The organism is Streptomyces sp. NPDC035033 (assembly GCF_040636735.1).
GTDB lineage: Bacteria > Actinomycetota > Actinomycetes > Streptomycetales > Streptomycetaceae > Streptomyces.
Map to the genome: position 1 here is coordinate 1 of NZ_JBEZUZ010000023.1, position 26,546 is coordinate 26,546.

The window sequence follows — 26,546 nt, forward strand, 5'->3', positions numbered from 1 at the left end:
CCCCGAGCGGGCGGCGGCCGATGCGCGGCGCGGCTGCGGGACGGTCGGGAGCGGCGGTCCACTCCCCCGCGGCGGCGAGGCCGGCGGCCGTGCGGGCCCAGCGGTCGGGCGGGAGCTGGTCGGGGACGTCGGGGCCGGGGCCCAGGGGGCGGCGGGGTGCGGTGCTCACCCGGCCCAGTCTCCACCGCACTGGCGGGGTGTCAGAAATTTCTGACACCTCCGTCCGCCGGCTCGCCCCGCCCCTGCCCCGGCGGGAGGGGGAAGGATGCCTCTCCTGGTCTCCAGGAGAGGTGTCGGCGCCGGGATCGAGTGACCCACGGCCGGTGACCAGCGCGGACGCGGGGTGCGGCCGGAGAGGTGGGCAACCGGTGACGCAACCGGTGGCGCAACCAATGACGCAACCAGTGGCGCAACCGGTGAGGCAACTGGTGGCGCAACCTGCGGGGCGTGCCCGTGCGCCTGCTTCCGTCCGCCACAGGGTCAGGAGTGTCGCCCGCCTATGCCCAACGGCTCGGCGTGCGGGTCGAGCGGGCCGGCCCGGGGTCGCGTCCTGGGTGGCGGGAGCCGCTACCGGCCGCAGTCGCAGTCGGGCGGGCACGTCTCGCCGGTGCCGTACGGGTTCAGTGCCCGCTGGGCGTTCACCCGGATCCGGGTCTCCTCGGTGAGCCCGTTGACGAATCCCTCGAACAGCTTCGGACGCGACTCCTGCGGCCCGGCGTGCGGGTGTTCCTCGCGGACGTGGGCGCTGACGGCGGCGAGGACGTCGGGCAGGGGCGTGGCGATCCAGTGCGTCGGGCCCATGTACGAGCACAAGCGGCAGACGGCCGTGACCGTGTTGGCGGGCGGCTGGGCGGTCGGACGGCCGAGGAAGTCGAGACTCATGCCCACCCCAACTCGGCCACGCCCCGGTCGGTCACAGGCCGACGGCCCACCCGGACCCCCGCCGGCCCGCCGGACGAAGGTCCGGCGTGGCCCTGGGGACACGCCCGGGCAGTGACCCAAATACTGACCCTTGCAGGTCAGGACGGTGTGGCGGGGCTTGGTAAGGCCGGTGGTAAGCGGTGAGGGGGCGTGGTGAGTACGGGTCCGTCCGTACTCACCATGGCTGGTCAGGGCGCGTCGGGGACGTTGAGGACCTGGACCTCGACCACGCGGACGGTGAACGGCGTGGTGCGGGTCTCGGTGAGGGTGCCGGAGTCCCCGAGGGCCGGTGCCTCCCACTCGACGGTCCAGGTCGAGGTGGCGGAGCCTTTGTAGCGCTGGTCGGGGCCGACGTCGGAGACGCGTTCGTAGCGGTGTCCGCAGTCCGGGGACATGCGCTTGCCCTGGTCGGGGGTGTAGGGGGTGCCGGGGCTGTGGCAGGTGATGGTGGTGTCGTCGCCCATGTCCCAGCGCACCGAGGTGACCCGGGCGGTCGCGGTGACGGTGACGGCGCCGGCGGTCGCGGACGCGGAGACCGGCCCGAACGTGCTCGGGCTCGGGGTGGCCCGCATCCACATCGGCATCCCGATCACGTACGTGCCCGCCGCGCGCGGCGAGGCGACGACGGGGCCGTCCAGGCGCATGGCGTCGACCGCCCGGCGGGCGAGGGCCTCGGGGTCGATGACCGGCTCGTCGGGCGCGAGGACATCGGCGGTATTCGGGATGAAGACGATCCGGGTGGTGTCGCTGTCGGGACAGATGACGCCATAGAGCGCGCCCTTCTCGCGCTCGTGGCCGCGCCAGTACATGTTCTCCCCGCGGGAGGGCTGCGGGTTCAGCTTCTCGTACGTGCACGTCGGCTCCGACGAAGACGAACCGCCCTTCGCCCCCGCCCCGCCGCCGCTCCCGGTCCCGGCCGGGGTGACGCCGGCGGTCGAGGAGGAGTCCTCGGCGCAGACCGTCACCACGAGCCCGGAGGTGTCGCAGAGGCCGCCGGCGGGGCCGTCCGCGTGCGCGGCCGGGACGAGGACAGCGGCCAGGACCACGCCCCCGGCCGTGGCGGCTGCGCGGTGCCGGGTCAGCACGTGCGGGCCCCTTCCGGGGTGTAGGTGGTGACGATCCATCCGGCGTCCCACTTCTCCACCGTGGCGGTGGCGACGTACCGGCGCGGCTGGGCGGAGGGCAGCGGGATGACTTCCTTACGCGTGGTGCTGTACGCCTCGTAGGTGGTCATGTCGACGCAGCTGGTGAGCGTCGCGGTCGGGATCTCGGCGGCGAGGTCGAGCGTGGTCACGGTGGCGGCGGTCTGGCGCGGGGCGCTGCGCACGACGGTGCCGGCCTTCTTCATGCGGGCGAGGTCGAGGCGGATCTGGCCGAGGGCGTTCGTGGTGGCGTACTTCTCCAGGGCGGTGCCCTTCAGGTCGGCCTTCGCGTACGTCTTCGCTCGCTCCGCCCACATCGAGGCGAACACCTTGAGGGCGGCGGCTTTTTCGGCGGCCTGTGGGTCGGCGGAGGTCGTCGCCGGGGCCGGCGTCACCGTGACGGGCGGCGCCGGGGTGGGCAGCGTCCGGGCCTTCGCGTCGGTGTCGGCGGTGCAGCCGGTGAGGGCGAGGACGAGCGCCAGGCCGCCGCCGAGAACGGCGGCGGCGCGGGCGCGGGGCTGTCGGATCGTCACCATCGGGGGCCCGGCCGGGGACGGCCGGAGCAGCGATCCGGGTAGTGGCCCAGGTCATGACCCAAGTGATGGCCCTTGCAGGTCGCAGCGGTGCGGGCGGCGGCTTGGTGAGGCCGGTGGTGAGCGGCGGTGGGTCTGGTGGTAAGCGGGGAGCAGGATCGTTCTTGCCCAGTTGTGCGAGTTCCCCGCTTCCCTTGTCCGCCAAGGGGTCAGGGGGTGTCGCCCGCCCGTGCCCAGCGGGCCGGGGCGTCGGGGAGGGGGTCGTACAGGGCGCGTCCGCCGGGGCCGGACCTGGCGGTGCTGCGTCCCAGAACGGCGTCTGGGCGCCCGGTCTCACCCGGGCACGCCGTATCAGGCCTGTGCGGCTGGGCCGGTCGAGGTCGCGTCGTGTGTGTTCTCGGGGCGTGTCCTGGGTCGCGTCGGTTTTTGCGTGATGGGGCTTGGGTTGCGGGTGTGACCTGGTGTGCAGTCGCGGCGGGGGTGGGGGGCCGTCCTTGCGGGTGCGGGGAGCAGTGGTCGTCGGGCCCGTCGGCGTTCTTGGTGGCGGAGGCCGCTGCCGGCCGCAGTCATGGTCGGGCGGGCGTGTCTCGTCGGTGCCGTACGGGGTCAGGGGGTGGTGGGGGGGGTTGGGGTGTCGAACGGTTCGGGTCGGTGGGCTTGAGGGTGGGTGGGTGGGTTTGTTGGGGGTGATGGGGGTGGTGTCGTCTGAGGGGCATGTGTGTGTGGGGGGGTGAGGGTGTTGGTGGGGTCGTCTGTGGTGGGGTCGGGTTCGGGTGGGTGTGGGGCGGGGGTCGGGGTCGTGTTGTGCTTTCGTGGCGGTGGTCTCGTGGGCGGTGGGCTGCTGCTCGGGGTGGGGCGTGGGTTGGGTCGGGTGGTTCGGGCTTCTTTTGTTGTTCGTCCTTGTAGTGGTGGGGTTGTTGCTGTTTTTGTGTCTTTCGTCTTCGGTTATCGGGCTGGGGGGTTGGTTGATCGGGTGGGGTGGTAGTAGGCCGCTACGGCGGTGTGTGCTTCGTCGTGGAGGGCCGGGCCGTCGTGCGGCACTGTGGGCCAGGTGCCCGAGGGGGGGTTGAGCGCGATGAGTTGTTCCGTGGACAGGGCGTAGACGACCCGGCCGAGGCCGGAGCGGACGATGGCGCCGTCGCACATGCCGCACGGCTGGCAGCTGGTGTAGAGGGTGGTACGGGCGGCTGTCTCCGGGGTGAGTTCGCGGGCTGCCCAGCGGGCGAGTTTCAGTTCGGGGTGGGCGGTGATGTCGTCGTCCCGCCGGACTGTGTTGTGGGCTTTTGCGAGGACGGTGCCGTCCGGTCCGGCCAGAAGGGAGCCGTATGGTGCGTCGCCCAGGGTGACCGCGTGGGCGGCGATGGCGATGGCGTGTCGCAGGAGGTCCTTGTCGGCCGAGGTGATCATGATCGGGCTCTCCATTCGGTGGCGATGGTGGTGAGTGCCCGCCAGGCCGTTTCGGGTCGGTGGGTCTCCTTCGGGTCTCCGTGGTAGGGGTCGAGGACGACGGTGGTGGCGCCCATCAGGCGGAGTTGGTCGAGGTCGTCGAGGATCTGTTCGGCGGTGCCGGTCCCCGGGGGCCGGTCGGGGTCCTCGGGCGTGGCGGGTGTGTCGGTGAGGCGCAGGGCGATGCGGGGCGCGAAGCCGGGTAGGTCGGGGTGGCGTTGCAGGGCTGCGCGCAGGTGGGGGAGGGAGAGGCGCAGCGGGTGCCAGGCGTCGCCGAATTCGACGGCGCGTCGCAGGGCTGCCTCGCTGTTGCCGCCGATCCAGAGCGGTATGTCGCCGTCGTGGTGTCCTGCGTCCCGGTTGTGCCGGAGGAGCGCGAGAGACTCGTTCGTCAGGCGGCCGCGGGCGGTGAACGGTACGCCGAGTGCTTCGAATTCCTGCCGGGCCCAGCCGGTGCCCGTACCGAGGACGAGGCGGCCGCCGCTCAGTCGGTGGAGGTTGGCGGCCATCCGGGCCACCAGCAGGGGGTGGCGGTACGGCAGGACGAGCACGGTCGTGCCCAGGCGCATGGTGGTGGTGATGCCGGCCAGCCAGGACAGTGTGGTGAAGGGTTCGTAGAACGGCTCCGGGTAGCGTTCGGCCACGTCGGGGGTGACGACGATGTGGTCGGACACCATGAGGAGGTCGAGGCCGAGGTCCTCTGCGCGTCGTGCCCCTTCGCGCAGGACGCGGGGGTCGGTTCCGGGGCCGAAGTTCGGTAGGTTGAGGCCGAGTTGCATGGGGTGAGGCTATCCCGGTGATCATGCGTGATGGAACTGAAAGCTCCCGGTGTAGGTGCTGTTTCTCCGTGGATTTGCTGGTAGTTTCGGCGTATGGCCGGGAATCTTGACGACGTCGACTGGGCGATCATCGAAGAGCTGCAGCGGGAGGCCCGCGTCTCCCTCAGTGAGTTGGGGCGGCGTGTGAACCTCAGTCCGTCGGCGACCACCGAACGCGTCCGCGGTCTGGAGGCTCTGGGTGTCATCACCGGCTATCGCGCCGAGATCGACCTGGCCAAGGTCGGGTATCCCGTCCTGGCCGTCGTCCGGCTGAAGTACCCGGGCAACCGTCACGGACCGCTGCGCCGTCTCCTCGGCGAACGCCGCGAGATTCTGGAGTGCCTGCGCACCACCGGCGACGACTGCTACACGCTGAAGGTGGCCGCGACCTCCATGGAGCACCTGGAGTGCCTCATGGACGAACTCGCCGGCTTCGGCAGCACCACCACGAGCGTCGTCTATAGCCAGCCTCTCCCTTACCGCGGTCCTGTCGCCCCGAGCTGATGGAGGGGCGCGGGAGCCGGGGGCGTGGGAATTGGAGGGGGCGCGGGAGCCGGAGGGGGCTTCGGGGGCGGGTGCCGGAGGGGGGCTTCGGGGACGGGTGCCGGAGGGGGGCTTCGGTCGCGCGTGGGGCTGTCCGGGAGGCTCCGGCATCGGTGATGGGTCAGCGGTGGTCGGGGTTTCGGTGGGGTCACGGGCGGGGGACGAGGCGAGTTCGGGTGTGCGGCCGGTGATGGCCCAGGGTGTGGCGATCAGGCTGAGGTCGCTGGCGCCGTAGGGGCTGCGCGGCAGGACGGCGGCGGTCTTCTCGGCGGCCTTCCCAGCGGTCTTTTGTGGATTTCCGCGTTCTCCGGGGCGTAGGCAGGGGGCTTGGGCCGGGATCCATGAAGGGCCGTGGGCCGGGCGCGGCTCTCGGGGCCGGATCTCGATGGTGCAAGGTGGTTGGACTGCCCCTGCGGGATCGCGGGAGCAGTCCAGGAGGGCGTGATCCGTGCAAGTTCTTGAGGGCCTAAACGGTGGGGGCCCGTCGACGCGCTACTCGTCCTCTTTCTCGTCCTCCTTCTCGTCCTTCTGGGCTGAAGCGGACTCTTCGTGCGAAGGCACGTGGTCGTTTCGGCGGCTGGGTCCGCCGGACGGTGGTGACGACCACGGCGTGGTCACCGCGGCGTGCTCGGCGGCTGTGCGGGAGGGGGCGGCGATCGGCTTGATGCGGTCGGTGCGCGTGAACCGGTGGGCGCGGGCTGCCTCGCCGGAGGTGTCGCCGGGCGGGCCGGGCGGCGCGAGGATGGGCCGAGGGGCGGTGCGGTGCGGACCGCGTGCTGTTGGTGGCCCGGGGTGAGGGGTGAGGGGTGGGGGCGCGGTGAGACCGTGCGCGGCCGGCGAGGCGCGCACCGCGCCGGGGCCGGCCTTTGCCGTGCCGGCCGGTGTGCCGTCGGAATCGGAGGCATGGGCGTAGGCGTCGTGGCCCATTTCGCTCGCCAGGCGACGGGAAGTCCGGCCGGGTTGCGGCCGGCCCGATGCCGGCGGGTGCGCAGGGTGTCGGAGTCCGCCGCCGCCGGACGACACAGGCTCGGGAATCGCGTCAGCATGCCGGTGAGCAGCGTGCGTGGCTCGGTGCGGGTGAGCCGGTCACCCGGGCGAGGGTGCGGGCCGTGGCTGAAACCGGGGTGCCCGGTGGCCCCGGGGGGGGTGCGGGTCGAAGTCGCCCCGGGGTGGCGAGCCGGGCGGGGTCGTGGCCGGGGGCGAGCAGGTGCAGGGTGACGCGGAGCACGGTCGAGGCCTCGATGGTCTTGCCGGACGTTGTCCTGGCTGGTGTGCGGGACGTCGGCCGCGTAGGCGTCGAGCGAGGTCGGCAGCACGCGAAGTACAGGTCCTGGCCGGCCAGGGCCTTCAGCGCGGCGTTGTTCTCGACGGCCCGGCAGACCATCGCGGTGCAGACGCTGGAACCGGTGTGGGTGCCGGCGGCACGGAACACGGCCCCGACCCGGGCGAGACGCCCGGCCGGGGAGACGGCGAGCGGGGGCGAGCGGGGGCGGGGGCGATGTCACCGGCTGCGGGCGCGGCCTGCTGAGGGAGGCGGGGGCGGTCTGGACCCTGGCAGCGGCATTGTCCGGGAAGACCGCAGCGGCCGGGCGACGGCCCCGGTCCGGGCCAGGGCGGCGGGCCAGGGCGGGAAGGGGATGGTGGTGCGGCTGCGGCGGCTGGCGGGCGCCGTCTTCGGGGACCGCCGGGCGAGCAGTTCGTCCACGGCACACGGCCCGGCGGTGACGAGGAAGCGGAGAGGGCAGGATTCGAACCTGCGTGGACCCCTGAGGATCCGACATGGACTGATGTCCAGGTCCCCGATCAGCCGCTCCGGGCACCTCTCCCCGTGGCCCCTGAGGACCACACGATCAGTGTGCCGGAAGCCATCTGACCGACCGCTGACACCCAAACTCCGGACAGGGTCGGGTCCTACGTGAGGCAGAGAGCGGAGAGTTCTTCCCTGTCGGTGCCGGGCTCTGTTCGCAGGGCCGGGTCCGGCATCGGTTGTCGAGACCGCCGCGATCCGCGGGGTGGCGCGTATGTTGAGAACCGGCGTGCCCGGCACCACGCTGTTCGCCCCGATGACCCCGCACGCGGCGATCAGCGTCTTCAGCTGTCTCCGGGCCGTCCAGGCCGGCGGCGCGGGTACCGGCCCGCGGGTTCGTCACCACCGGACCGCGGACGCCTGGGCTGCTCGGGGAAGGCATCGAACGCATCGTCGTCCCGGTCACCGAAGATGCCGCGGATAAAGGTCACGCTGCCCAGCCCAGAGGCCGGGGGGTGCGAGCCGTGCGCGGGCGCCTTCGCCCTGAAGGCCGTCGGGCGCGTCTTCGTGAGCTCGCCGCGGGCGGCAGCGCGTCGGGGTGGTCGTCGTCCTGCGTGCGTATTGTCCCTCGTGGCGGGAGGCCGGTTTGCGTTGTGCCCCGTTTTCGGGTCGTCGGTTGGGTTCTGTGGTGGTGGGTTCGTGACTTGGGGCTCTGGCACAACTTCCGTGCAACCACGCCGACCGGGACTCGCGCCGATCTCTGGGCGAGCTGCCGACCTGCCGGCTCACCGGGGTTGCCGGCCTCGGACACCAGGGATCGGTGCGGGTTCACGGAAGTTGAGCCAGAACCTGACTTGGGGCGGCGGGTGTGTTCGAGGAGGTGTTGCCGCAGGCGGGGGCGGCCGGGGCCGTCGAGAGTCTCGTGGGCGGCCAGGAGGCCGCCGGTGGCCGCGTCGAGGAAGCCGCCGGGCAGGACGTCCTGGCCGGCGGGGTGCAGGCCGTCGGCCTCGGTGCGCGGGCGCGGGCGGTCCGTGAGACCCGGGCGGGTGCTGTCGCCGGAGGTGGCGCCGTCCTTGGCCGGGCCGTAGGAGCTGCCTCCGGTCGGCCGGCCGGCGGGTGGGGTGCTCGGGCGTCGGCGGGGTGCCGGGCTCGTGGTACGCCGCCCTGCCCCTGGTACGGGGGGGTGGGGCGGAAGTGTTGGAGGAGTTGTCGGGTGGGGCCGGTCTCCGAGGGCGGGGCGGTAACGGCTGCTGGAGGGTGAGTCGTCCCGGGCGTCCTCCTGGCCCGCGGTTCCTTTCGTACGGCCGTCTCCCATGAGGCGATGGGAGGGGCAGGGCCGGGTTCCGGGGCCAGGTGGACGTCGGGGTCCGTCAGGCGAGGTGGATCGTCAGGCGCCTTACGACCTTCGGGTCCGTGTCGATCGTCTCGGAGTGGACCGAGCCGCGCGCCTTCTCGTACTTCCCGGTGCCGCCGGTGATCGCGGCGTCGAAGGGACCCTGGTCGATGTAGTCGAAGTACACCCCCTGCGTGGTGAGCTGGCCGTCCGGGAGGACGTAGGTCACCAGGCACTGCTCCGCCTCGTCGGCGCCGCCCCGGGTGGTGGTGCACGAGCCGTGGGTCTCGCCGACCTTGTTGTGCGCCTCGTCGAGGAGGACCGAGCGAACGACGACCCGGTCGCCCTGCGAGACGGTGCCGGGGGTGACGGGGAAGCGGGTCAGCTGCTGCGCCTCGGCCAGAAAGGTGAGGGTGCGGGTTTTCCCCCCGGTCTGGACGGAGCCGGTGTCCGTCGCGCCGGCCGTGACGGGGGTGAAGGCGAGGAGGGTGACCAGCGTGGCCGTGCCGAGGCCGGCCGCTCTGATGGGGCGCATCGTGCGACTCCTGAGGTTGATGTTCGGGGATGCTCGGGAACGACCGGATGGCGAACTTCCATCCGATTCCGTTCGATTCCCTTCATAGCCTCCGCCCCACCGCCGCGCGGAACACCCCGGCACGAACCACCGGCACATCCAGCCGGTCGGACCATAGCCGGCGGTGACGTCCAAGGAGCGCGGGATGCCGACGAGCTCACCGCGCCAGACCGGGGCCGGGGCCGGGACCGGGTGGGAGGACCGCTCGTCGTGGGAGGACGGCTCGTCCAGGACGAGGATCTCCGGCTTCGGGGCGGGGGTCGTGGCGGGGGAAGGCCACCCGTCCGGGCCCCTCGTTCGGCCGCCGGGCGAACATCCCGGTGCTGCAACGGCTTCTCGCACCCGGGCCCGGGCCCGGTCCGGCCAGGGCGCGCTGGTCGGTGTGAAGCGCGGACGACACCGCATGGGCCGGCAGTCGCCTTTTGATGTCGGGCGTCTTGTGCGTCGTGCAGTTGTGCAGTTGTGCAGGATCAGATGAACCTGCAGATCGGCCGGGGCTTTTTTGTCCGGCTCGGCCAGGAACTTCTTGTACCGCGTCGACCGGTGGCGGCTTCGAGCGCGGCGGACAGAGGGGCCGTGCCGGTTCGGACGTGGTCGTGGCTGCGGTGTTCGGGAACACCGGGCGCCCTCGGCAGGACGGGCTGGAAGCGGTCCGGGGGCTGGATCTGCGGCTTCTCGTCCACGCGGAGGACGAGCGCCTTCTCCGGCGCGTCGGGGCAGGGGCCGACCGCATCGCGGTCCTTGTCGGGACGGTGTGCGCTGAGACCGGCTGTTGCGCAGTGGCGAGGTCCGGGGGTCCGTCATCACCTGTCCGGGCGTCCGGCACACGCGGCGTCTCTCGTCGGAGGGGGTGTGAACTGCGGCCATCTGCCGGGGGTGGCGGCGTGGCCGGGTCTTCGAGGAGTGCTCGGGCCGGGGGCTGCTGCCTGGGCAGTATGAACTTCCTCGGCGGGACCGGGCACCGCGGGGGCGCCGCACTCGCCAGGCGGGGTCGTGGCCTCCTCCCCCGTGCCGGGTCCGACGGCGTGCGGCGTGCGGCCGTTCCTGTCTCCGCCGGCGGCGGCGGGATGCGGAACGCTGCTGGGCTGCATGGCGGAACGGCGAATCGGTTCGTCCACCCCGGGCGGGTGAGGGTTCGCACGCAGGACCGGGCGTGGCGCACCGGCCGGTGGCAGCCCTGCCGGCGCGAGGGCGAGCGAAGGAGCCGCTTCGTAGCGCAAGGAGATCCCCCGTATGAGGACGTTCACGCGTCTCGTCGCCGTCGCCGCCTGTACGGCCGCGGCAGCGCTCGCCGTCGTACCCACGGCGCAGGCCGCTCCCGCGGCGAAGGCGGCGGCAGGCTGCCGCTACTACTACACCAGCTACTACACGGGCCCGAACGGCGAGAAGACCGGCAGCGGCGAGTACGCCGAAGGCGACCACGACCCCGAGGGCCGCATCTGCCGAAACGGCTGGTGGGTGTCCCCGTACGAGCTGGACGACTTCCGCTGAACCGGCGGTGAGGCGGGGGCCGTTGCGACAGCCCCCGCCGCGCCGGTGCCTCGTCCCCCGCCCACCGCGGTCTTTCGGTGGCGGACAGGCATGACACGACCTGCCGGCGGTAACCGGGCAGCCGTGGCACCGGCCGTTCCGGCACGGTCGTTCCGCGGTCCTGGCGGTCCCGGATCGGCGTGCATGCCGGCGGGCGGCAAAGCGGTCCAGCGGGCCGATGGGTGTGCAGAACCGCGGCCATCTGCCGGGGGTGGCGGCGTGGTCGGCCGGGATCGGTCCGTACGCCCTCGGACGAGCGGTGCCCCTTCGTCCGTCCGGGGCGGGTTCCTGACCCCGCCGTTCTCCCGACCGGGCGCCTCCCCGTGACCGGCGGGCCGCGGCCGCGTTCACCGGTCATGAGAAAGATCATCACCTGTGGCCTGCTGGCCGCCGCGGCACTCGCCGCCGCCACGCCGGCCTTCGCCGACAACGACGGCCACTTCGGCAGCGGCGCCGACGCGGCGAACGACTGGAACTTCACCGCGGCCGACGTCTGCCTCCAGGAACTCGCCGTCGTCCCCGCCCTGAGCGACCAGACCGGCAGCCACACGGACAACTGCGGCAACGGCAACGTCATCGACCACGCCGCCGGCGCTCTCCCGCTCAGCCGCTGACCGGCGGCACCTCGCCCGGGGTCCCGCCCACCCCTCTCGCCACCTCCGGACGGCGGTACCACGGCGGCCTCGCCCGGCCGGTTCCCCCACCGCCCCCGTCCCCCGCCGCCCCGGGGAGACTGGCAACACGCGCCGTGCCCGGCCTCCAGGCGTGCCCGGGGGCCGGGCACGGCGCCAAGGCCGCCGCACACCCGCTCGGGGCGATCACCCCGCCCTGCCGAAGGGCCCTGCGGTCCGCGACCGGACAAGAGTGTCGCCCCGGCCCCGGCCTCCGGCCTCGCCCGCAGGCACCGTGCTGCGCTGCGGGCAGGTCAGTCATCCGGGCCGCCGGGGAAGGACAGAGAAGAGCTGCCGGGTGCCGGTGAGGCCGAAGACCCGGCGTACGGGCCGAGCGAGGGGACCGGCCAGGAGCAGGCGCGGCGGGCGATGGTGGGCGATGGTGGCGGGCGATGGGCAGTGGTGGGCGGTGGTGGGCGGTGGTGGGCGAACGCCGCGTCGGCGAACTCGACCCCGGTCGGGTCGAGCAGCACCCGCTCGGTCCACGGGGTGCGCACCGCGTCGAGGGCTTCGCCCGGGCAGACGGCGCTGTGGGCGTCGAACTCCCCGGACCAGGCCAGCGCGGCGGTTCCTGGGTGTCGGGAAGGAAGGCGGCGGGCGGTCGCGTACCCGGGGCGGGACCGCCAGACGGGGGCGCCGACGCCGAGGAGGCGGACAAGGGGCTCTTGAGCCCGGGGACGTCTGGGCATCACGGGGAGACGCCTCGATCCTGCGCCGGCGGGAGAACCCTCCGCGGCGTGCTCCCGCCGTCCTTTGCCGGAGTTCAGGAGCCGCAGCCCGGTCCAAAGACGACACCGCCGTGGGCGGAAAGAAAGGCCACCGGCCGCAACCCGGATCGATCCGGACGCCCCTGCCCTCCTCCCTCTCCACCGGCAATGCGCACTCCGCAGATCATCGGTCCGCCCCAGGGCTGACAGCCCGGCATGCGCGCTCCGTCCGGCAAAACGGCACGGGGGCGGGCACAGGGCGCCGGGCGTGGACACGCGAACGGGCATCGAGGACCAGGCTCCGCAAACCGAACAGCAGCTCGCGGAGCTTCGGGCACTGGAGGGGCTGGAGGGGGCTGGAGGGGGTAGAGGGGGCTGGAGGTTCCCGGGTCCTCCTCGAAGACGACCGGGTCCTCGGTCGCGGCTTTCTGGGGCGAGGTTCTGCCGGCCGGTGGACTGCCGGCCGGTCGAGACCTGCTTGCAGAGCAGGTTCGCCACCGCGGGGCCCTTCCGCGCGCAGGATCGGGCCCTGTCTGTCGTCCGACCCTGTCAGTGATCACCGTCGGATCTGATGGGGTCCGCGGCGCCACGGACCCCCTGGATTGCGAGGAGGGCGCTGGACGCGTCGGCCGCCTGTCGTCGAAGGATCGTTCGACGGCAGGCGGCCGACGCACCTGTGGTGGGAGCGGGCGGCTCGGCGCCGTCTCGTGGTCCCGTGACGACAGATGACGGGCAAGGAAGGTCCTCACCCGGCGCCGTACCTCAGCGAGTGTCACCGCGGGGTCGCCGGTACCGATGCGCGCGGTCCGCGCCGTCGCTGTCACGAGACCGGAAGTCCGGAGGCGAGGGGCGAGCCGTATTCGGTGAACGCCCGGTGGTTTGCGTCGGGGAGCAGTGCGCGGTGGCCGAAAAGGCCTGCCCGGGACGACGCGGTTCGGGTGGCGCCGTCGAATCCGTCGGTGAGGGACAGCAGCAGCGGCTGGTCTGATGGTCGGGTCGCCCGAGGGAATCGCACCCTCGGGCTCCCACAGAACCGTGCGTAACAGTCGCCCGTTACACGGCTCTTGTCCTCCTGATCACGTGAACCCCGGTGTCCATGCCCACTGGGCGAAGAGCCTCGGGTACTGACGCGTGACGCGCTTCCAGCACGCGTGAGCTCTCTTGAACGACCGGAGCCGTCGATACTTCTTGCGGACCCAGCGCATCAGGTAGGCGTTGATGCGCTGGAGGAGAGGATGCAGCGCGGACCGATAGAACGCTCCGTAGTACTGCATCCAGCCCCGCACCATCGGATTGATGCGACGCGCGAGGTCGAAGAAGGTGAGGTGGATCTGCCGGTGGAGCCGCCATGAGCGGACCTCCGTGCTGATCTTCTTCTGGGCTTCCTTGCTGATCGCGGGCAGAAATCCGGTGAAGTTCGTACCGTTCCTGTTCCGCGCCCCGCGGGCTCGGAACGTGAACCCCAGGAAGGTGAACGACGTGTGCTCGTAAGGGCCACGCCGATTGCCGTCCTTGCAGTACACGATCCGGGTCTTGTCGGGATGCAGCCGCAGCCCGACGTCATCCATCCTGTTCGCAAGTGCGGCCAGGACCTCGCGGGCCTGGCGCTCGCTGACGCAGTGCACGACCGCGTCATCCGCATACCGCTCGAACTGGATGCCCGGGTAGTTCCGGGCGAGCCAGGTGTCGAACGCGTAGTGCATGAACAGGTTCGCCAGCACGGGCGAGACCGCCGACCCCTGTGGGGTCCCACGGTCCCGCTTCTGCAAGGTGCCGTTGGGCAGTTGAAGCGGCGCGCGGAGCCACCGATCAACATACAACTTCACCCAAACGGTGTCGGTGTGAGCTTCCACGGCCTTGACGATGAGGTCCCAGCGGACGCTGTCGAAGAACTTCTGGATGTCGAGGTCGATCACCCAGTCCTTTCCCCAACACCGCTGCCGGCATCGCTCCACCGCATCCAACGCGGACCGTCCCGGCCGATATCCATAGGAATCATCGTGAAACACAGGCTCCACTCGGATCCCCAGATGTCTGGCCACCACGGTTTGCGCCACACGATCGGCGACAGTTGGAATGCCGAGCATTCTCATGCCGCCGCCGTGCTGCTTCGGAATTTCCACCGCACGCACCGGAGGAGGAAAGTAAGTACCCGAAGACATCCGATTCCAGATCTTGTACAGGTTTCCCTTCAAGTCGGCCTCGAAGTCTTCGATGGACTGCCCGTCCACCCCTGGTGCCCCTTGATTCCTCTTGACCTCCCGATACACCTCCAGTACTTCCCACTTGGAGATCTCGAACGGCTTGTTCGGTGACTTCAGCTTGTCCATCGGCTCCTCCCGGAGAACGTCCGGTTGACCAGACACACACAGCCACGGATGACCCAGCCCCTTCGCTCCACCCCCATTACAAGGGCTTCAGCACTACTACGAGCCGGTCCGCCAGCACGCTCCGCGCCGGTACTCAACCCCTCACGGTTCAGCCGCTCAGGGCGCTCCCTCTCGCAGCCCCTTCCGGGGCGGCAGTGTCGAAGCGTGCCTTCCCACGTTCCATGCGAGACCAGCAGACCAGGCTCACGCCACCTCCGTGCCGGACACCGCCTGGCCAATAAGCGGACTCCCGCCAGCCTTATCCCGGGCGCAATCCTGTACTCCCGGTTTTGATGTCACTTAGATTTCAGTAACGACACTTCAGCAGTGGTTCACTTGCGTTCGTCTTCCTGATCCCCACCTGACGCCTCACGGGCGCCTTCTCCACATCGCTCACCACGATCGCGTCACCGCTTTCGCAGCATGTGGTGGTTTGAAGCCTCCCCCCGCAGGGCGGCTCCGAAGGGCCATACCTTCATGTCTCGCACAGCATTGCTTCCAGAACAGTTCCTACATACGGTTCCTTTCGCATTCGTGGCACACAGGATCTCTGGAATCGGCCAGGGCTGCTCGTCGCCCCACTTGCTCCGATCCTCAACCGAGTGGGGAGCAAAAACGAGCGCCTCGCAGGTGGAGAGCCAGGGCCGCCCGCTTGTGGAGTGTGCGGGCCGCGCCGGCCGGTCAAGGGCGCCTTCGGCGGCGCTACGCGCTGGTCTCCGGCCACCCTGGACAGTCCGTCCCGTCCCTGGACCTGGCTGCCTGTCGGGCGGCCCCTGCCGTGTGACGTCCGTCCGCAGGTCAGTGGGCCTGTGGGTGGGGAGATCCATCGAGCAGGTCTGGGGTCACCCCGAGCAAGAGGAGGCCGATTTCAGGAAGCGTCATCAGGTCGGGGCCGGCCGGCGCCGGGTGCGGGTCGGGATGGCCCTCCAGGTTCGCCACCGCGCCGGCCCGGCGGTCGTCACGGGCCGCGTGCACCGCCGCCGTGCCTCCTGCAAAGTGCCCGTGCGGCCCGGTCCGGTGGGAGTCCATGACCCGGGCGAGCGGAAGACGGCCGGGCCGGTCCGGGACGAGCCGGAGGTCCGCGATCCGGGTGTCCACCATCGTGCGGAAGGCTGCCGGGTCCGGAGGGGACGAACAGGGCGGCCGTCCGCGGCCCGTTGACGGCGGGCGGCCGTACGGCGGTGCGGAAGCGGCGGGTGGTGCGTCCGTCGACCCTTGACGGCCTCGGTCTTCCGCCCCGGGCCCGGGCGCACAGCGGGCGTCTTTGCTCTCGGCGAGGGCGGCGGGCTGGTCTGCTCGCCGGGAATCGGATCGCCGTCAACGGGGTTGGCGGAGGACGAGCCGATCATCGGAGGGGTCATGCGAGCGATACAGGTGTACGAAGTGGGCGGTCCCGAGGTGCTGCGGGAGGCCGAGGTGGACCAGCCGCGGCCGGGGCCGAACGAGGCGGTCGTGGAGGTCGCCGCGTCCGGGGTCAACTTCCTCGACGTCTACCACCGCGAAGGCCGCTACAGCCTCCCGCTGCCCTTCACCCCGGGCGCCGAGGGCGCCGGCACGGTCGTCGAGGTCGGGCCCGGCGTCGACGGCGTCGCGGTCGGGGACCGGGTCGGCTGGGTGGAGATTCCCGGCACGTATGCCGAGCGGGCCGTCGTGGACGCCTCCCGGCTGGTGCCGCTGCCCGACGACATCGGCTTCGAGACGGCCGCCGCCGTGCTCCTCCAGGGCATGACCGCGCACTATCTCGTCACAGACGCCTACCCGGTCCAGGCGGGCGATACGGTGCTCGTGCACGCGGCCGCCGGCGGCATGGGGCTGCTTCTGACCCAGCTCATCACCCATCTCGGCGGCAGGGTGATCGGCACGACGTCGACCACGGCCAAGGCCGAGGCGGCCAAGCACGCCGGGGCCGCCGAGGTGATCGTCTCCTCCGCGGCCGGCGACCTCGCGGCCGAGGTGAGGCGGCTCAACGGCGGTCAGGGACTGCCGGTCGTCTTCGACGGCGTCGGCGCGCAGACCTTCGACGCGAGCCTCGCCAGCCTGCGCCCCCGCGGCCGTCTCGTGCTCTTCGGCGCGGCCAGCGGCGCCGTGCCGCCGTTCGATCCGATGCGGCTCGCCCACGGCGGCTCGCTGACCCTGATCCGGCCCAGCCTCGACGACTTCATCGCCGATCGGTCCGAACTGCTCCGACGGGCCGCCGACGTGTTCGAATGGGTGCGCTCCAAAGCGCTCGAGGTCACCGTGACGGGCCGCTACGCCTTGTCCGAGGCCGCCCGGGCCCACAGCGATCTGGAGGCCCGGCGTACCACCGGCAAGCTGCTCCTCATACCCGATGCGGCCGCTACGGGACGGCGCGAGGAGACGCGGAGCTGATCGCGGGTGACGAGGCCGGGGATCTCGAAGACCGAGATGCCGAAGGCATGACCGACCGTCATCGCCGAGATCCCCGACAGCGTCAAACACTCAGCAGGCCGAGAACACGTTCTGGCGGGTTCCTCGCGTATCCGGGCCCCACCCCTTCAAGATCCCTCGGCCGAGACCTGGCTCACCCGCCCACGATCCCTGGGCCAGAAGAGTCGGTTCACCACAAGACGGAGCCACCGATCGCCACGCAGGCGAAGCACCTGATCACTCCGCCGAGAAGGACGGCAAGGAGCGATCCGACACCGAGTTCACCGGAGTGATCAAGGGAAGTGACAACGCCCCGCGCGGCCATGCAGCGGCGGGCGGTCTGGATGTCGGCGTGCCGCATGATCGCCTGGACCTCGACCGGGGCGAGCTGCTCGCCGTCGGCCGTCCGGGACGCCGCCGTGTGCCGAAGGTCGTACAGGGTCCAGTTCGTGACCAGCAACCCGTCCGCCCGCTGCACGATCCGGCGCATCACCCAGCAGGAGAAGGGGGGTGATCGCTCCCGCGACGGGTCCGCCAGACCGGCCCACCCCGTGCCGGCCTGCCCGCCCGGTCGAGGTAGCGGGCCGGCCGGACGAACGCCTGCGGCAAGGCCGGCACCGCTTCCCTCTCCCGGCTGCCCTTGGAGATCACGTGGATCCGCCGGCAGGCCCAGTCGATGCATCCACGCCCACCCCGAGCAGTTCGACCACACGGGCGCCCTGCTGGAGACGTAGAACTCCAGCAGGGCGCGGTCACGCTCACAGCCCATGCGATCGAACAGCCCGTCCCACAGCCGGCCGGAAATCGAACGGGGCGGCCGGTCGGAGACCTTCTGCCGAAGTCGGGCCCGGCCCACGACCGTCCATGGCTCCAAAGGGCTCCGGTGCGCAAGGGTATGCCGGCGCCGCGGAGACATGGGGACAGGGTCGACCGCTGGCCCGTTGCCCTGATGGGCGTGGAACCCACAGAAGCCGCTGACCACCGACAACGCAGGGCTGATCGTCCTGGGCCGTATCCGGCACGGGGCGTCGGCTTGCCGGTCCTCAAGTGATCGACGGTTGCCGCCGTGGGACAACGACCCGGGTCTCCGCCAGGACGACGCCGGTCACCGGAACGACGCCGATCACCGGGACGACGCCGATCACCGGGACGCGGCGCACCGGGACGCACAGGCTCCAGTCGGCGTCACCGGCCATGAGCCGGCCCCTGAACCGCGGCGACGCCGACACCTCCACCGAACTCGCCCTGACCGCTGGCGCGTTGTGGGCCGGTGCTGGTCTGCTGGTCCTCGTCATCCGCTCCGCGCTCCTGGAGGAGATCGGCATCATCGTCAACGGCGGCTGAGCTGAGACGCCGCCGGCCCCACCGGCACTTCCCACGATCAGGAGAGCCCGTGACCCAGCACCCCGCCCCGGCCGAACAGCCGCCCTGGACCCCCTTCGACGAGTACCTGTGGCACACCTGCGAGATCGTCGCCGACGTCGTCCAGGGACAGCTCGACCGCCGCCCGTTCGTCGCGACCGTCGCCCCGCTGCCTCCCGGCGACCGGGCGCTGGCCACCGGCCCGGCCCGGCCTTTCAAGTGGATGGCTCTGGGCGACGGCAGCTACCACCACAGCAACACCTTCGTCATGGGATCGCCGGCGTTCGTGATCGGCAGCCTCCTCGGTAACGCGGTCGGCAACTCCTCCCGGCGCGCCGCGGCCGCCCGCGACGCTCAGCCGCGGTGGGTTCCGGGAGACCCGGGCGAGGTGACGGTCAGCCGGATGGGGGTGTTCCTCATCCATCCCGTCAAACCGGCCGAGTCGGTCCTCCTGCACTGGTCCGGCCTGCGCTCGATCGACCTGGTCGCACCCGACGTCTTCCACACCCACTTCGTCAACACGAGCGGAACCCAGATGGCGATGCGCATCGCCACCCCCTGGGCCTCGCTGATGTTCGCCCTCGCCGCCCTCACCCGGTTCCCCTCACACCCCCGCCTCCTGGAACGAGGATGGCTCCCGCCAGGGTTCGAGCAGCGCAGCGCGGCCCTCGGCAGGCCCTGCCGGCCGGCCACCAGCCTTGTCCTCGGCAGAGGAGGAACATGACACAGCGCCTTCTGCGGATACGGCACGCCGACGGTGAACACGGATCCGCCCGCGTGGAGTTCGCGGATCTGGCCGTCGTCGCCCCCGCGCCGGGCTTCACCATCATCCAGACCGGTTTCCACTCCCACACCAAGAGCGACGCCCACTCCGCCGCCCGGCAAGGCATCCAGACCGGGCGGCAGCACAACGCGGGCGCGGGCGACGACGCGGGCGACGACGCGGCGCAGGCGCAGGCGCAGACGTATCTGGCGCGGCGCAGGCGTATCTGGCGCGGCGCGGTGGCAGCCTCCGGGGGGGGCGAGCGTGCCGGTTGGAGGGAACACGGCAAAAACGGTGCGCATCACGGTCCGCGGCCACATCGCGACACCGGTTCCCAGTCTGAGCCCGGACGCCGCCGAACACACGAACACTCCCGCGGAGCGGGTGACCGGCCCATAAGCCGATCCCTGGACCGTCCGGCACCCGGGGCCGCCAGCCTCTGTGCGTGACCACCCCATGCTCCGAACCCTGCACGCCCGGCTGGTACGGAGCCGTACGGAGCCCGGACCGCGACCGGGGCTCCTGCGCCCCGGAGACCGCGATCCTGCCCCCTGGCAGTGACCGACATGCTGCTGATGATCGCGTTCGGACAGGTCACCAACACGGCCGGCGTCCCTCGAACGATGATGCCGACAGCACGCAGACCCGCGCGCCGCCGGCCACGGCCGGCGGCCTCGCGGGCGAAAAGGGCACCTGCCGGACCTCCAGCGTCACGGCCGACACCTCCGGCCACTCCCCCGACACCGGACAGGAAACGACAGTCACCACGACGACCGCACGCACGGCGGACCCGTCCGACATCGGCCTGCCACACCCGCCCGGCTCCAAGACCCCCACCCCGTCATGAAACAACCCACTCGACACCCACCAAAAGCGACCAGAGAGCCGGGGATCCGTGCGGTGAGCACGCCGGCCCCGGTCAGGGCCGGGGAGGTGGCCGGCACGGAAGCCTGTGCGCCCCGGGCGCGCCGGTCGAACTCACGGAACACCACAAGAGCCGACAGGCCCCGTCGGCGGGGGCGAGGGTTTGTGGAACGCGGACATGCGGCGTAGGGCCTCGGACGGGCCGGTTTGGGCATCCGATTGGTGCAGCGTGATGAGGCGGGCCAGGATGGCAGCGTGAGTGGTTCGTACATCAAGCCTCACCTGCGGTGCCTGTCGGGCAGCGGTGACCGGCTCGCGCACGCCGTCGTCGAGCGTTGCGTGGAACGGGCGGCCGGCACCTCGGACGGCAACCCCCTGCCGGTCGGACCGTCGAGACACGTCCTGGTCGTCCACACCGGGCGTTCGGCGAACCTGCGCTGGTCGGCCGACGGAACAGCGCGACGCGAGCGGTTCCACACCGGACAGGCCCTGGTCAACCCGGCCGGCTGGGCCTCACGGCCGCGCTGGCAGGACGACGTCGAGCTGCTGCTGCTCGCTTTCGATCCGGACTGGCTGGAGAAGCTGGCCGCCGAAGCCGGGACGGCGGGCCGGTTCGAGCTGGCACCACGGTTCCACTTCACAGACCCGCTGCTGAAGGTCCTGCTGGAGCGGCTCACGGCGGAGTTCGAGCGGCCGGAGACAGCCGACAGGCTGTACGCGGAATCACTGGTACAGGCAGCGGCCGCCACGGTCATGCGTAACTGCGGAGACCTCACCCGGTCCGAAGCACGCCAGGGAAGCCTGTCACCACGCCGGCTCGGCGAAGTCGTGGACTACATCCACACCCACCTCGACACCAGAATCAGCCTGGACGACCTCGCCGCAGTGGCCGGTGTCAGCACCTCCCACTTCACACGAGCGTTCAAAACCACCACAGGCACCTCCCCACACCAGTACGTGACACAGATACGGCTGGAACAGGCCCGTCAAGCCCTGCTGCACACCCACCGACCCATCGCGGAAATCGCCCTCGAACACGGTTTCGCCGACCAGAGCCACCTGACACGCACCATGCGACGCCACACCGGCACCACACCCGGCACACTACGCAACAGCCACCCACCCGACTGAACACCCACCCCCGCGGCTCGCCGCCCCACTGTCGCGGAGCCGCCCGCCCCACCGCGGTGCCAGCCACACAGGCTGCCACCCCGGGGACGATCACCTGGCCATGCTCCTGTTCGTTTCCGCAGCCGAACGCGACCGCCGAGACCGGGCTGCCGGGTGCCTCCTCGCGGACAAGGCCGGTCCGCGTGATCGATGAGCGGTTTCTTCCACGGACGGCCGGATCGTTCAAGAGCGTTCCGGGGCCCTGGGAGTGGGATGGGGGTGTGGCACGAGGTCTGCTCAAGCCGACCTCGTGCCGGTCCGACCCTTTCTGCAAGGAGACTGCCATGGTCAAGACCCCGGACAAGACGCTCGACGGCAAAGTCGCCTTCGTGGGGGGCGCGTCGCGCAACCTCGGCGGGCTGATCAGCACCACCCTGGGCGCCGAGGGCGCACTGGTCGCCGTGCACTACAACAGCGACTCCTCGAAGGCCAAGGCCGAGGACGTCGTCGCGCGGATCAACCAGGGCCCCGGCGAGGCATTCGCGATTCAGGGGGACCTGACGAAGGTCGCGGAGGTGGAGCGGGTCTTCGACGAGGTCGTCAGCCGGTTCGGAAAGCTGGACTACAGCATCAACACCGCCGGCATGGTGCTGAAGAAGCCCCTCACCCAGATCACGGAGGAGGAGTACGACCAGATGTTCGCGGTCAATTCCAAGGCCGCGTTCTTCGTCATGCGCGAGGCGGCCCGCCGCGTCGAGGACGGCGGGAAGATCATCACCATCGTGACCTCACTGCTGGCCGCCTACACGGGCCTGTACTCCTCGTACGCCGGCAGCAAGGCCCCCGTCGAGCACTTCACCCGGGCCCTGTCGAAGGAACTGTTCGGCCGGAACATCTCGGTCAACAACATCGCGCCGGGACCGATGGACACCTCGTTCTTCTACCCGGCCGAGGACGAGAACTCCGTCGCCTACCACAAGTCCTCCGCCATGAACGGCGACCTGACCAAGATCGAGGACATCGTGCCGTGGGTCCGCCACCTGCTGCTCGACGGCTGGTGGGCCAACGGCCAGACCCTCTTCCTCAACGGCGGCTACACCACCCGCTGACCTTCACGGCCCGCCGGTGCGCCCCCATGACGCGGCCCATCCTTCGCGGCACGTCCTGTCCGCGGCACCGGCCGGCTCGCCCGCCCCCGGGGGAGGGCCGCTCCCCGCCCCTCCCCCTCTTCTGTCTCTTTCGTCCAGGAGACCCGTACCGGGAAGCGCTCTTCGCGGTACGGAGCCGGGCAGACCGTTCGCGACGCCGGGCACGCCATCGTCCTCGAACGAGCCGTCCTGGCCTCGTTCTCCGGCGAGGCGTCCTGACGAGCCAACCTCAGCAGTGGCTGCGACCGTGCCTACTCGGCCTGCTTGCGCACGTGGAAGCGCAGCATGGTGACCCCGCCCGACTGGACGTTGTCGAACGGTTCCAGGTCGATCCGGTCGAGGCCCGGCGGCGTGAAGCGGACGCCGTCGCCGAGCAGCACCGGCAGCACGTACACCAGGATCTCGTCGACGAGGCCCCTCCGCAGGCACTGGGCGGCCACGTCGGCGCCGAGGATCTCCAGGTTCTTGTCGCCGGCGGCGCGGCGTGCCGTGGCCACGGCTTCCTCGATGTCGCAGGTGAGGAAGGTGACGTCGGGGTCCGGTTCGTCGGGCGGGAGGTGGGTGAGGACGAACCGCGCCCCGCCGTCGTAGTCGGGGTTCGCGTCGGACATGCGCTTGCCGACCTCGTACGTGCCCCGGCCGATGAGCATGGCGCCCGTGGCCGCCATGACCTCCGGGAACGTCGCCGACGTCATGTGCTCGAAGATCCAGTCCATCGTGTGGCCGGGACCGGCGATGAACCCGTCGAGCGACATCACCCTGTTCACGACCACTTTGCCGGTGCTCACATCCGTCATGCGTCTTCTCCAAGCAGGTGGAGGGCCGGGATCGCATCATAGGTCGGCGAGCGACGTCTTCTCCGGCGGCAGCCACGGCCTGCCCGCCGTGCGTGCCCATGGCGTCGTCCATGCCTGCCTCAGCCACTGCGGCAGGGGCCCTTCGAGGCGGAACGTCCCCACGACCGGTCCAGCCCGTCTCCGGACCGGTCGTGGGGACGTTCACCTCAGGAGGTCGGCAAGGGCGCCGGCGGTCGTGGCGGCAAGAGTGAGGACCGCGGCGAAGGCGACGGCGGCGCGTGTCAGTGCGGTGCCGTAGGTGGCGCCGTCGAGGCGTGCGAGCTTTCCCGCCCCGGCGGCGACGAGAAGGGCGAGGACGACGACGAGCGCGAGGGTGAGGAGGACGACGGCGAGGGTCACGGCAGGCTCCCGGTGGACGGTGGTCACTGACGTCGTCGAAGGTGGCGGGAGCAGCGTTCACCGGAGTTCGCCCGAACCATGGTGAACGCCGGCGAACGCGGCACGGATCGGGAGGACGGGTCAAGGCGGGGTGCGACGCCATGGGCGAGCTGCGGGGAGAACGCGCACGGGTCCGGGCCGGCGGCGCGAACCAAGCGGTGGGCCGTCGCGAGGTTCGGGTTTTTCCGTTCCCATGAGCGCGCTCGGACCAAAATGGGCGAGGGGGGCTCCATGCGGCTTCCTCCTGACGGAGGAGAGGGCGTGGACGAGAGTTCCTTGGATCTGCTGGCGACGCGGCTGCGTACGCTCAGGGTGCGGCGGGGCCTGAGTATGACCGGCCTGCAGCTGCGGTCGGGGCTGGGCAAGACCACGGTCAGCCAAGCGCTCAACGGCAGCCGGGTGCCCTCGGAGGCGACGGTGGTCGCGTTGGCCAGGGCACTGGGGGTGGACTCCGGCCCGCTGCTGGCGCTGCGCCGGCAGTCGTGTTCCGCCCCGGCCGAGAACGCCTTCGACGCAGGGTCGGGGCACGGGCGGCTGTCGTTCGAGGACCGCTATCGGCGGTACGTGGCCGAGGTGCACGGGCGGCTCACGGTGGTGGGGCTCGACCTGAGCCGGCCGGACCGGAGCGGCTGGCCGCTCGACGCCGCCTATCTGAGCCTGGAACTGGCCCACGAACCGGCGGCGTGGTGGGCCGACGACGTGCGCACCGAACCGACCCTGGTGGTCCGGCGGGCGGAGCAGGCCCTGGCAGGACGGCGGCGGGCGCTGTTGAAGGGGCTCGCGGGCAGCGGGAAGAGCACGCTGCTCCAGTGGCTGGCCGTGGCCGCGGCGAACAACACCCTGCCGGAGGAGCTGGAGGAGTTGCGCGGCCGGCTTCCGTTCGTGCTGCCGCTGCGGTCGTTGGTGCGGCGCGGACGCCTTCCGGGCCCGGAGGGTTTCGTCACGGGAACGGCGGCGCCGCTCGCGGCTCTGGAACCCGCCGGGTGGGTCGACTCGGTGCTCTCGCGGCGCGGGCTGCTGCTGATCGACGGGGTCGACGAGGTCCCCCTGGAGCAGCGGCAGTCGGCCAGGGAGTGGCTCGACGGCCTGCTGGCCGCTTACCCGGATCTGCGGGTCTACGTGACGACCCGTCCGTCGGCCGTACCGGAGGGGTGGCTGGCGCACAAGAAGTTCACCGAACTGACGGTACGGCCCATGAACGCCGTGGACACGTCCGTCTTCGTCGAGCGCTGGCACGCCGCCGCCCGCCGCAACGCCGACGGCCCTGGGGAACGGGCTCACCTGGACGAGCTGGAAACGGCGCTGCGAACGGCCGTCCGGGCGCAACGTGACCTGGCGCAGTTGTCGACGACGCCGTTGATGTGCGCGTTGATCTGCGCGCTGCACCGGGAGCGGCGGGGGCATCTGCCCCACGGACGGATGGAGCTGTACGCGGCGGCTCTGTCCATGCTCCTGGTGCGCCGGGATCACGAGCGCGGCATCAGCCTCCCCGAAGGGATCCTGCTGACCGAGCAGCAGAGCACGCGGCTGCTCCAGCGACTGGCCTACTGGCTGATCCGCAATCGGCAGACCGAGATGGACCGCGACACCGCCCTGGCCCTGCTCGCCGACGCCCTGCCGGCCATGCCGACCGTGGCCGAACAAGGGGACGCCGAGCAGGTGCTGCACCACCTGATCGGGCGGACCGGGCTGCTGCGGTCCCCGGCCGCGGGCACGGTCGACTTCGTCCACCGCACCTTCCAGGACTACCTCGGCGCCCAGGCCGCCGTCGAAGGACGAGACCTCCCCCTGCTCGTCAACAACGCCCACGACGACCAGTGGGAAGACGTCATCCGCATGGCCGTCGCCCACGCCCGCCCCCACGAGGCGACCATCCTCCTGACCGAGCTCGTCCACCGCGGCGACCGCGAGGAGAACAACCGGGCCCGCCTCCACTTGCTCGCGGCGGCGAGCCTTCACCACGCCACGGAGGTGGATGCCGAGACCCGCGACCTCGTCGGGCGACGGACGGGCACGTGGCTGCCGCCCCGTTCTCCCCAGGAGGCCGACGTCCTGGCCGCTGTCGGACCGGGAGTCCTGGACCTGCTCCCCCGCACCGCGCACGGGCTGGAATCCGACGAGATGAGCGCCGTCATCAGGACCGCGGCCGAGATCGGCGGCGATCAAGCCTACGAGCTCGTGCGTCAGATCGTGCCCACGCTGCCCGCCTCCCTCCACGCCGATCTCGCGCTGGCCGACGGCTGGGCCCGTTTCGACGCCCACGCCTACGCACGGGACGTCCTCCTTCCCCGTACCGCCTACCCGTCCTTCCTCGGCGTCACTGTCCAGACGCCGGAACAGCTCGACGCGCTGAGCCTGCTGCCCCCACAACGACAGGTGACGTTCGAAGGGCCCTTCGGCGACAGCGAGATCCGGTCGCGTCTCTCGCCCGAGCGGATCGCCGAACTGCGGATCTACGACAACGAGGCCCTGACCGGCATCCGCATCGTCCGCGATCTGCCCGCGTTGCGCCGTCTCTCCCTGGCCGGTTGCAGGCAGCTCACACGCGTCGACGACCTGGCGGACCTGCCCTTGGAACACCCGCACCTCGCACGGATGCCCGCCGCGGTCCGCTTCGATCCCCTCTCCGACCTGCCCGCCCTCACGCGTCTCTCGCTGTACACCCCTCTGCCCTGGAAGGACATCACCGGGCTTCCCGTCCACGACCTCCTCACCGAGCTGCACCTCGGCGGGCTCGTACAGACGTCCCTGCACGGCCTCACCCGGTTCCAAGAGCTCCGCACCCTGGCCGTCAACCACCCCCTCACCGCGGAGGAATGGGCCGAACTCGCGGCCCTCCCCCGGTTGGGGGCGCTACGCATCGGAGAGAACGACCTCATGAGCGCCCCCGCATTGCCGGGCGTCACCCGCCTCGATGTCTTCCGCGGCCCCGCAGACGATCTCTCCCTCGACCTGATCCCGGACCGGTTCCCCCACCTCGAAAACCTCTGGCTCACCTGCCGCGACGGCTGGACCCCCGACCTCAGGCCCCTGCTGGCGTGCTCCGGTCTGCGCCGGCTGAACGTTCACGCACCACACGCCACCGGCATCGAACGCTTCCCACCAGAAATCATCCATCTCCGGCCCAGGCCACGAACACCATCGAACGGGCCGGCAGAACGCTGATGCGGCCGTCAGAGCCCTGATGCGGCCGTCAGGATTCTGATGCGAAGGAGCCCGCCGGCAGACCGGGGCCTGGCGAGCTCGTGCACGGTGGGTCCTGACGGACGGGTCCGTCCATGGTCCTCGCCCTCGGCCTCGTCCCATGGGCGTCGCAGTCGCCGCTGAGTGGGTCCATCGCGG

Annotated in this window: 24 protein-coding genes and 1 pseudogene; 10 read left to right on the forward strand and 15 right to left on the reverse strand. The window is 71.2% G+C overall.

What is annotated here, in order from left to right:
* Nucleotides 1-567: 567 nt before the first annotated feature.
* From AB0E83_RS12365 to AB0E83_RS12385, 5 genes are all read right to left on the reverse strand, one after another.
* A complete protein-coding gene (locus tag AB0E83_RS12365; protein WP_362109409.1) occupies nucleotides 568-882 on the reverse strand; it encodes a hypothetical protein in 315 nt (104 codons plus the stop codon).
* 227 nt (nucleotides 883-1,109) lie between these two features.
* Nucleotides 1,110-2,006, reverse strand: a complete 897-nt coding sequence (locus AB0E83_RS12370) for an ATP/GTP-binding protein (protein ID WP_362109411.1) — start codon at nucleotides 2,004-2,006, stop codon at nucleotides 1,110-1,112.
* Nucleotides 2,000-2,599 (reverse strand): hypothetical protein, encoded by a 600-nt coding sequence (locus AB0E83_RS12375; RefSeq protein ID WP_362109413.1) that lies wholly within the window; start codon nucleotides 2,597-2,599, stop codon nucleotides 2,000-2,002. The genes AB0E83_RS12370 and AB0E83_RS12375 overlap by 7 nt, the downstream gene beginning before the upstream one ends.
* Before the next feature lie 942 nt (nucleotides 2,600-3,541).
* Nucleotides 3,542-4,003, reverse strand: coding sequence for a nucleoside deaminase (locus tag AB0E83_RS12380; protein ID WP_362109415.1), 462 nt, complete (start codon nucleotides 4,001-4,003; stop codon nucleotides 3,542-3,544).
* Complete coding sequence (locus tag AB0E83_RS12385; protein ID WP_362109417.1) at nucleotides 4,000-4,821, reverse strand: LLM class flavin-dependent oxidoreductase; 822 nt, start codon at nucleotides 4,819-4,821, stop codon at nucleotides 4,000-4,002. Before AB0E83_RS12385 ends, AB0E83_RS12380 begins: the two co-directional genes overlap by 4 nt.
* 93 nt (nucleotides 4,822-4,914) lie before the next feature.
* Between AB0E83_RS12385 and AB0E83_RS12390 the strand changes: the two genes are divergently transcribed.
* The gene (locus tag AB0E83_RS12390) at nucleotides 4,915-5,364 is read left to right on the forward strand and encodes an Lrp/AsnC family transcriptional regulator (RefSeq protein WP_362109419.1); all 450 of its coding nucleotides are present in this window, start codon (nucleotides 4,915-4,917) and stop codon (nucleotides 5,362-5,364) included.
* Nucleotides 5,365-5,895: 531 nt separating this feature from the next.
* On the opposite strand, the gene AB0E83_RS12395 is transcribed toward AB0E83_RS12390, so the two are convergent.
* From AB0E83_RS12395 to AB0E83_RS12405, 3 genes and pseudogenes are all read right to left on the reverse strand, one after another.
* A complete protein-coding gene (locus tag AB0E83_RS12395; protein WP_362109421.1) occupies nucleotides 5,896-6,330 on the reverse strand; it encodes a hypothetical protein in 435 nt (144 codons plus the stop codon).
* An 806-nt stretch (nucleotides 6,331-7,136) separates the two neighbouring features.
* A pseudogene (locus AB0E83_RS12400) lies at nucleotides 7,137-7,229 on the reverse strand.
* Between the two features lie 1,291 nt (nucleotides 7,230-8,520).
* The gene (locus AB0E83_RS12405) at nucleotides 8,521-9,018 is read right to left on the reverse strand and encodes a hypothetical protein (RefSeq protein WP_362109423.1); all 498 of its coding nucleotides are present in this window, start codon (nucleotides 9,016-9,018) and stop codon (nucleotides 8,521-8,523) included.
* Nucleotides 9,019-10,290: 1,272 nt separating this feature from the next.
* On the opposite strand from AB0E83_RS12405, the gene AB0E83_RS12410 reads away from it, so the two are divergent.
* Nucleotides 10,291-10,548, forward strand: a complete 258-nt coding sequence (locus AB0E83_RS12410; protein WP_362109425.1) for a hypothetical protein — start codon at nucleotides 10,291-10,293, stop codon at nucleotides 10,546-10,548.
* A gap of 395 nt (nucleotides 10,549-10,943) precedes the next feature.
* Complete coding sequence (locus AB0E83_RS12415) at nucleotides 10,944-11,201, forward strand: hypothetical protein (protein ID WP_362109427.1); 258 nt, start codon at nucleotides 10,944-10,946, stop codon at nucleotides 11,199-11,201.
* A gap of 311 nt (nucleotides 11,202-11,512) precedes the next feature.
* Here AB0E83_RS12415 and AB0E83_RS12420 read toward each other — a convergent pair whose 3' ends face one another.
* The 3 genes from AB0E83_RS12420 to AB0E83_RS12430 form a co-directional block, all read right to left on the reverse strand.
* Nucleotides 11,513-11,947 (reverse strand): hypothetical protein, encoded by a 435-nt coding sequence (locus AB0E83_RS12420; protein ID WP_362109429.1) that lies wholly within the window; start codon nucleotides 11,945-11,947, stop codon nucleotides 11,513-11,515.
* A gap of 1,094 nt (nucleotides 11,948-13,041) precedes the next feature.
* The gene (ltrA, locus tag AB0E83_RS12425; protein WP_362109431.1) at nucleotides 13,042-14,295 is read right to left on the reverse strand and encodes a group II intron reverse transcriptase/maturase; all 1,254 of its coding nucleotides are present in this window, start codon (nucleotides 14,293-14,295) and stop codon (nucleotides 13,042-13,044) included.
* A gap of 837 nt (nucleotides 14,296-15,132) precedes the next feature.
* A complete protein-coding gene (locus AB0E83_RS12430; protein WP_362109433.1) occupies nucleotides 15,133-15,435 on the reverse strand; it encodes a hypothetical protein in 303 nt (100 codons plus the stop codon).
* 258 nt (nucleotides 15,436-15,693) lie between these two features.
* Between AB0E83_RS12430 and AB0E83_RS12435 the strand changes: the two genes are divergently transcribed.
* Nucleotides 15,694-16,704: a quinone oxidoreductase gene (locus AB0E83_RS12435; protein ID WP_362109435.1), complete on the forward strand. Its 1,011-nt coding sequence runs from the start codon at nucleotides 15,694-15,696 to the stop codon at nucleotides 16,702-16,704.
* 208 nt (nucleotides 16,705-16,912) lie between these two features.
* Here AB0E83_RS12435 and AB0E83_RS12440 read toward each other — a convergent pair whose 3' ends face one another.
* Both AB0E83_RS12440 and AB0E83_RS12445 read right to left on the reverse strand, forming a co-directional pair.
* Nucleotides 16,913-17,212 (reverse strand): hypothetical protein, encoded by a 300-nt coding sequence (locus AB0E83_RS12440; RefSeq protein WP_362109437.1) that lies wholly within the window; start codon nucleotides 17,210-17,212, stop codon nucleotides 16,913-16,915.
* 553 nt (nucleotides 17,213-17,765) lie between these two features.
* Complete coding sequence (locus AB0E83_RS12445; protein ID WP_362109439.1) at nucleotides 17,766-17,918, reverse strand: hypothetical protein; 153 nt, start codon at nucleotides 17,916-17,918, stop codon at nucleotides 17,766-17,768.
* Here AB0E83_RS12445 and AB0E83_RS12450 point away from each other — a divergent pair.
* The 5 genes from AB0E83_RS12450 to AB0E83_RS12470 all read left to right on the forward strand — a co-directional run bounded on the left by AB0E83_RS12450 (nucleotide 17,917) and on the right by AB0E83_RS12470 (nucleotide 21,930).
* Entirely contained in the window at nucleotides 17,917-18,066 is a 150-nt protein-coding gene (locus AB0E83_RS12450; protein ID WP_362109441.1) for a hypothetical protein, read from the forward strand. The genes AB0E83_RS12445 and AB0E83_RS12450 overlap by 2 nt on opposite strands.
* Nucleotides 18,067-18,115: 49 nt before the next feature.
* Nucleotides 18,116-18,808 (forward strand): hypothetical protein, encoded by a 693-nt coding sequence (locus tag AB0E83_RS12455; RefSeq protein ID WP_362109443.1) that lies wholly within the window; start codon nucleotides 18,116-18,118, stop codon nucleotides 18,806-18,808.
* Entirely contained in the window at nucleotides 18,805-19,296 is a 492-nt protein-coding gene (locus AB0E83_RS12460; RefSeq protein ID WP_362109445.1) for a hypothetical protein, read from the forward strand. Before AB0E83_RS12455 ends, AB0E83_RS12460 begins: the two co-directional genes overlap by 4 nt.
* 670 nt (nucleotides 19,297-19,966) lie before the next feature.
* On the forward strand, nucleotides 19,967-20,842 hold the full coding sequence (locus AB0E83_RS12465) for an AraC family transcriptional regulator (RefSeq protein WP_362109447.1): 876 nt from the start codon (nucleotides 19,967-19,969) through the stop codon (nucleotides 20,840-20,842).
* A gap of 323 nt (nucleotides 20,843-21,165) precedes the next feature.
* A complete protein-coding gene (locus AB0E83_RS12470; RefSeq protein WP_362109449.1) occupies nucleotides 21,166-21,930 on the forward strand; it encodes an SDR family oxidoreductase in 765 nt (254 codons plus the stop codon).
* A 290-nt stretch (nucleotides 21,931-22,220) separates the two neighbouring features.
* On the opposite strand, the gene AB0E83_RS12475 is transcribed toward AB0E83_RS12470, so the two are convergent.
* The gene (locus AB0E83_RS12475; RefSeq protein WP_362109451.1) at nucleotides 22,221-22,766 is read right to left on the reverse strand and encodes a dihydrofolate reductase family protein; all 546 of its coding nucleotides are present in this window, start codon (nucleotides 22,764-22,766) and stop codon (nucleotides 22,221-22,223) included.
* Between the two features lie 201 nt (nucleotides 22,767-22,967).
* A complete protein-coding gene (locus tag AB0E83_RS12480; protein WP_362109453.1) occupies nucleotides 22,968-23,165 on the reverse strand; it encodes a hypothetical protein in 198 nt (65 codons plus the stop codon).
* Nucleotides 23,166-23,465: 300 nt separating this feature from the next.
* On the opposite strand from AB0E83_RS12480, the gene AB0E83_RS12485 reads away from it, so the two are divergent.
* Nucleotides 23,466-26,369, forward strand: coding sequence for an NACHT domain-containing protein (locus AB0E83_RS12485; protein WP_362109455.1), 2,904 nt, complete (start codon nucleotides 23,466-23,468; stop codon nucleotides 26,367-26,369).
* Nucleotides 26,370-26,546 lie beyond the last annotated feature (177 nt).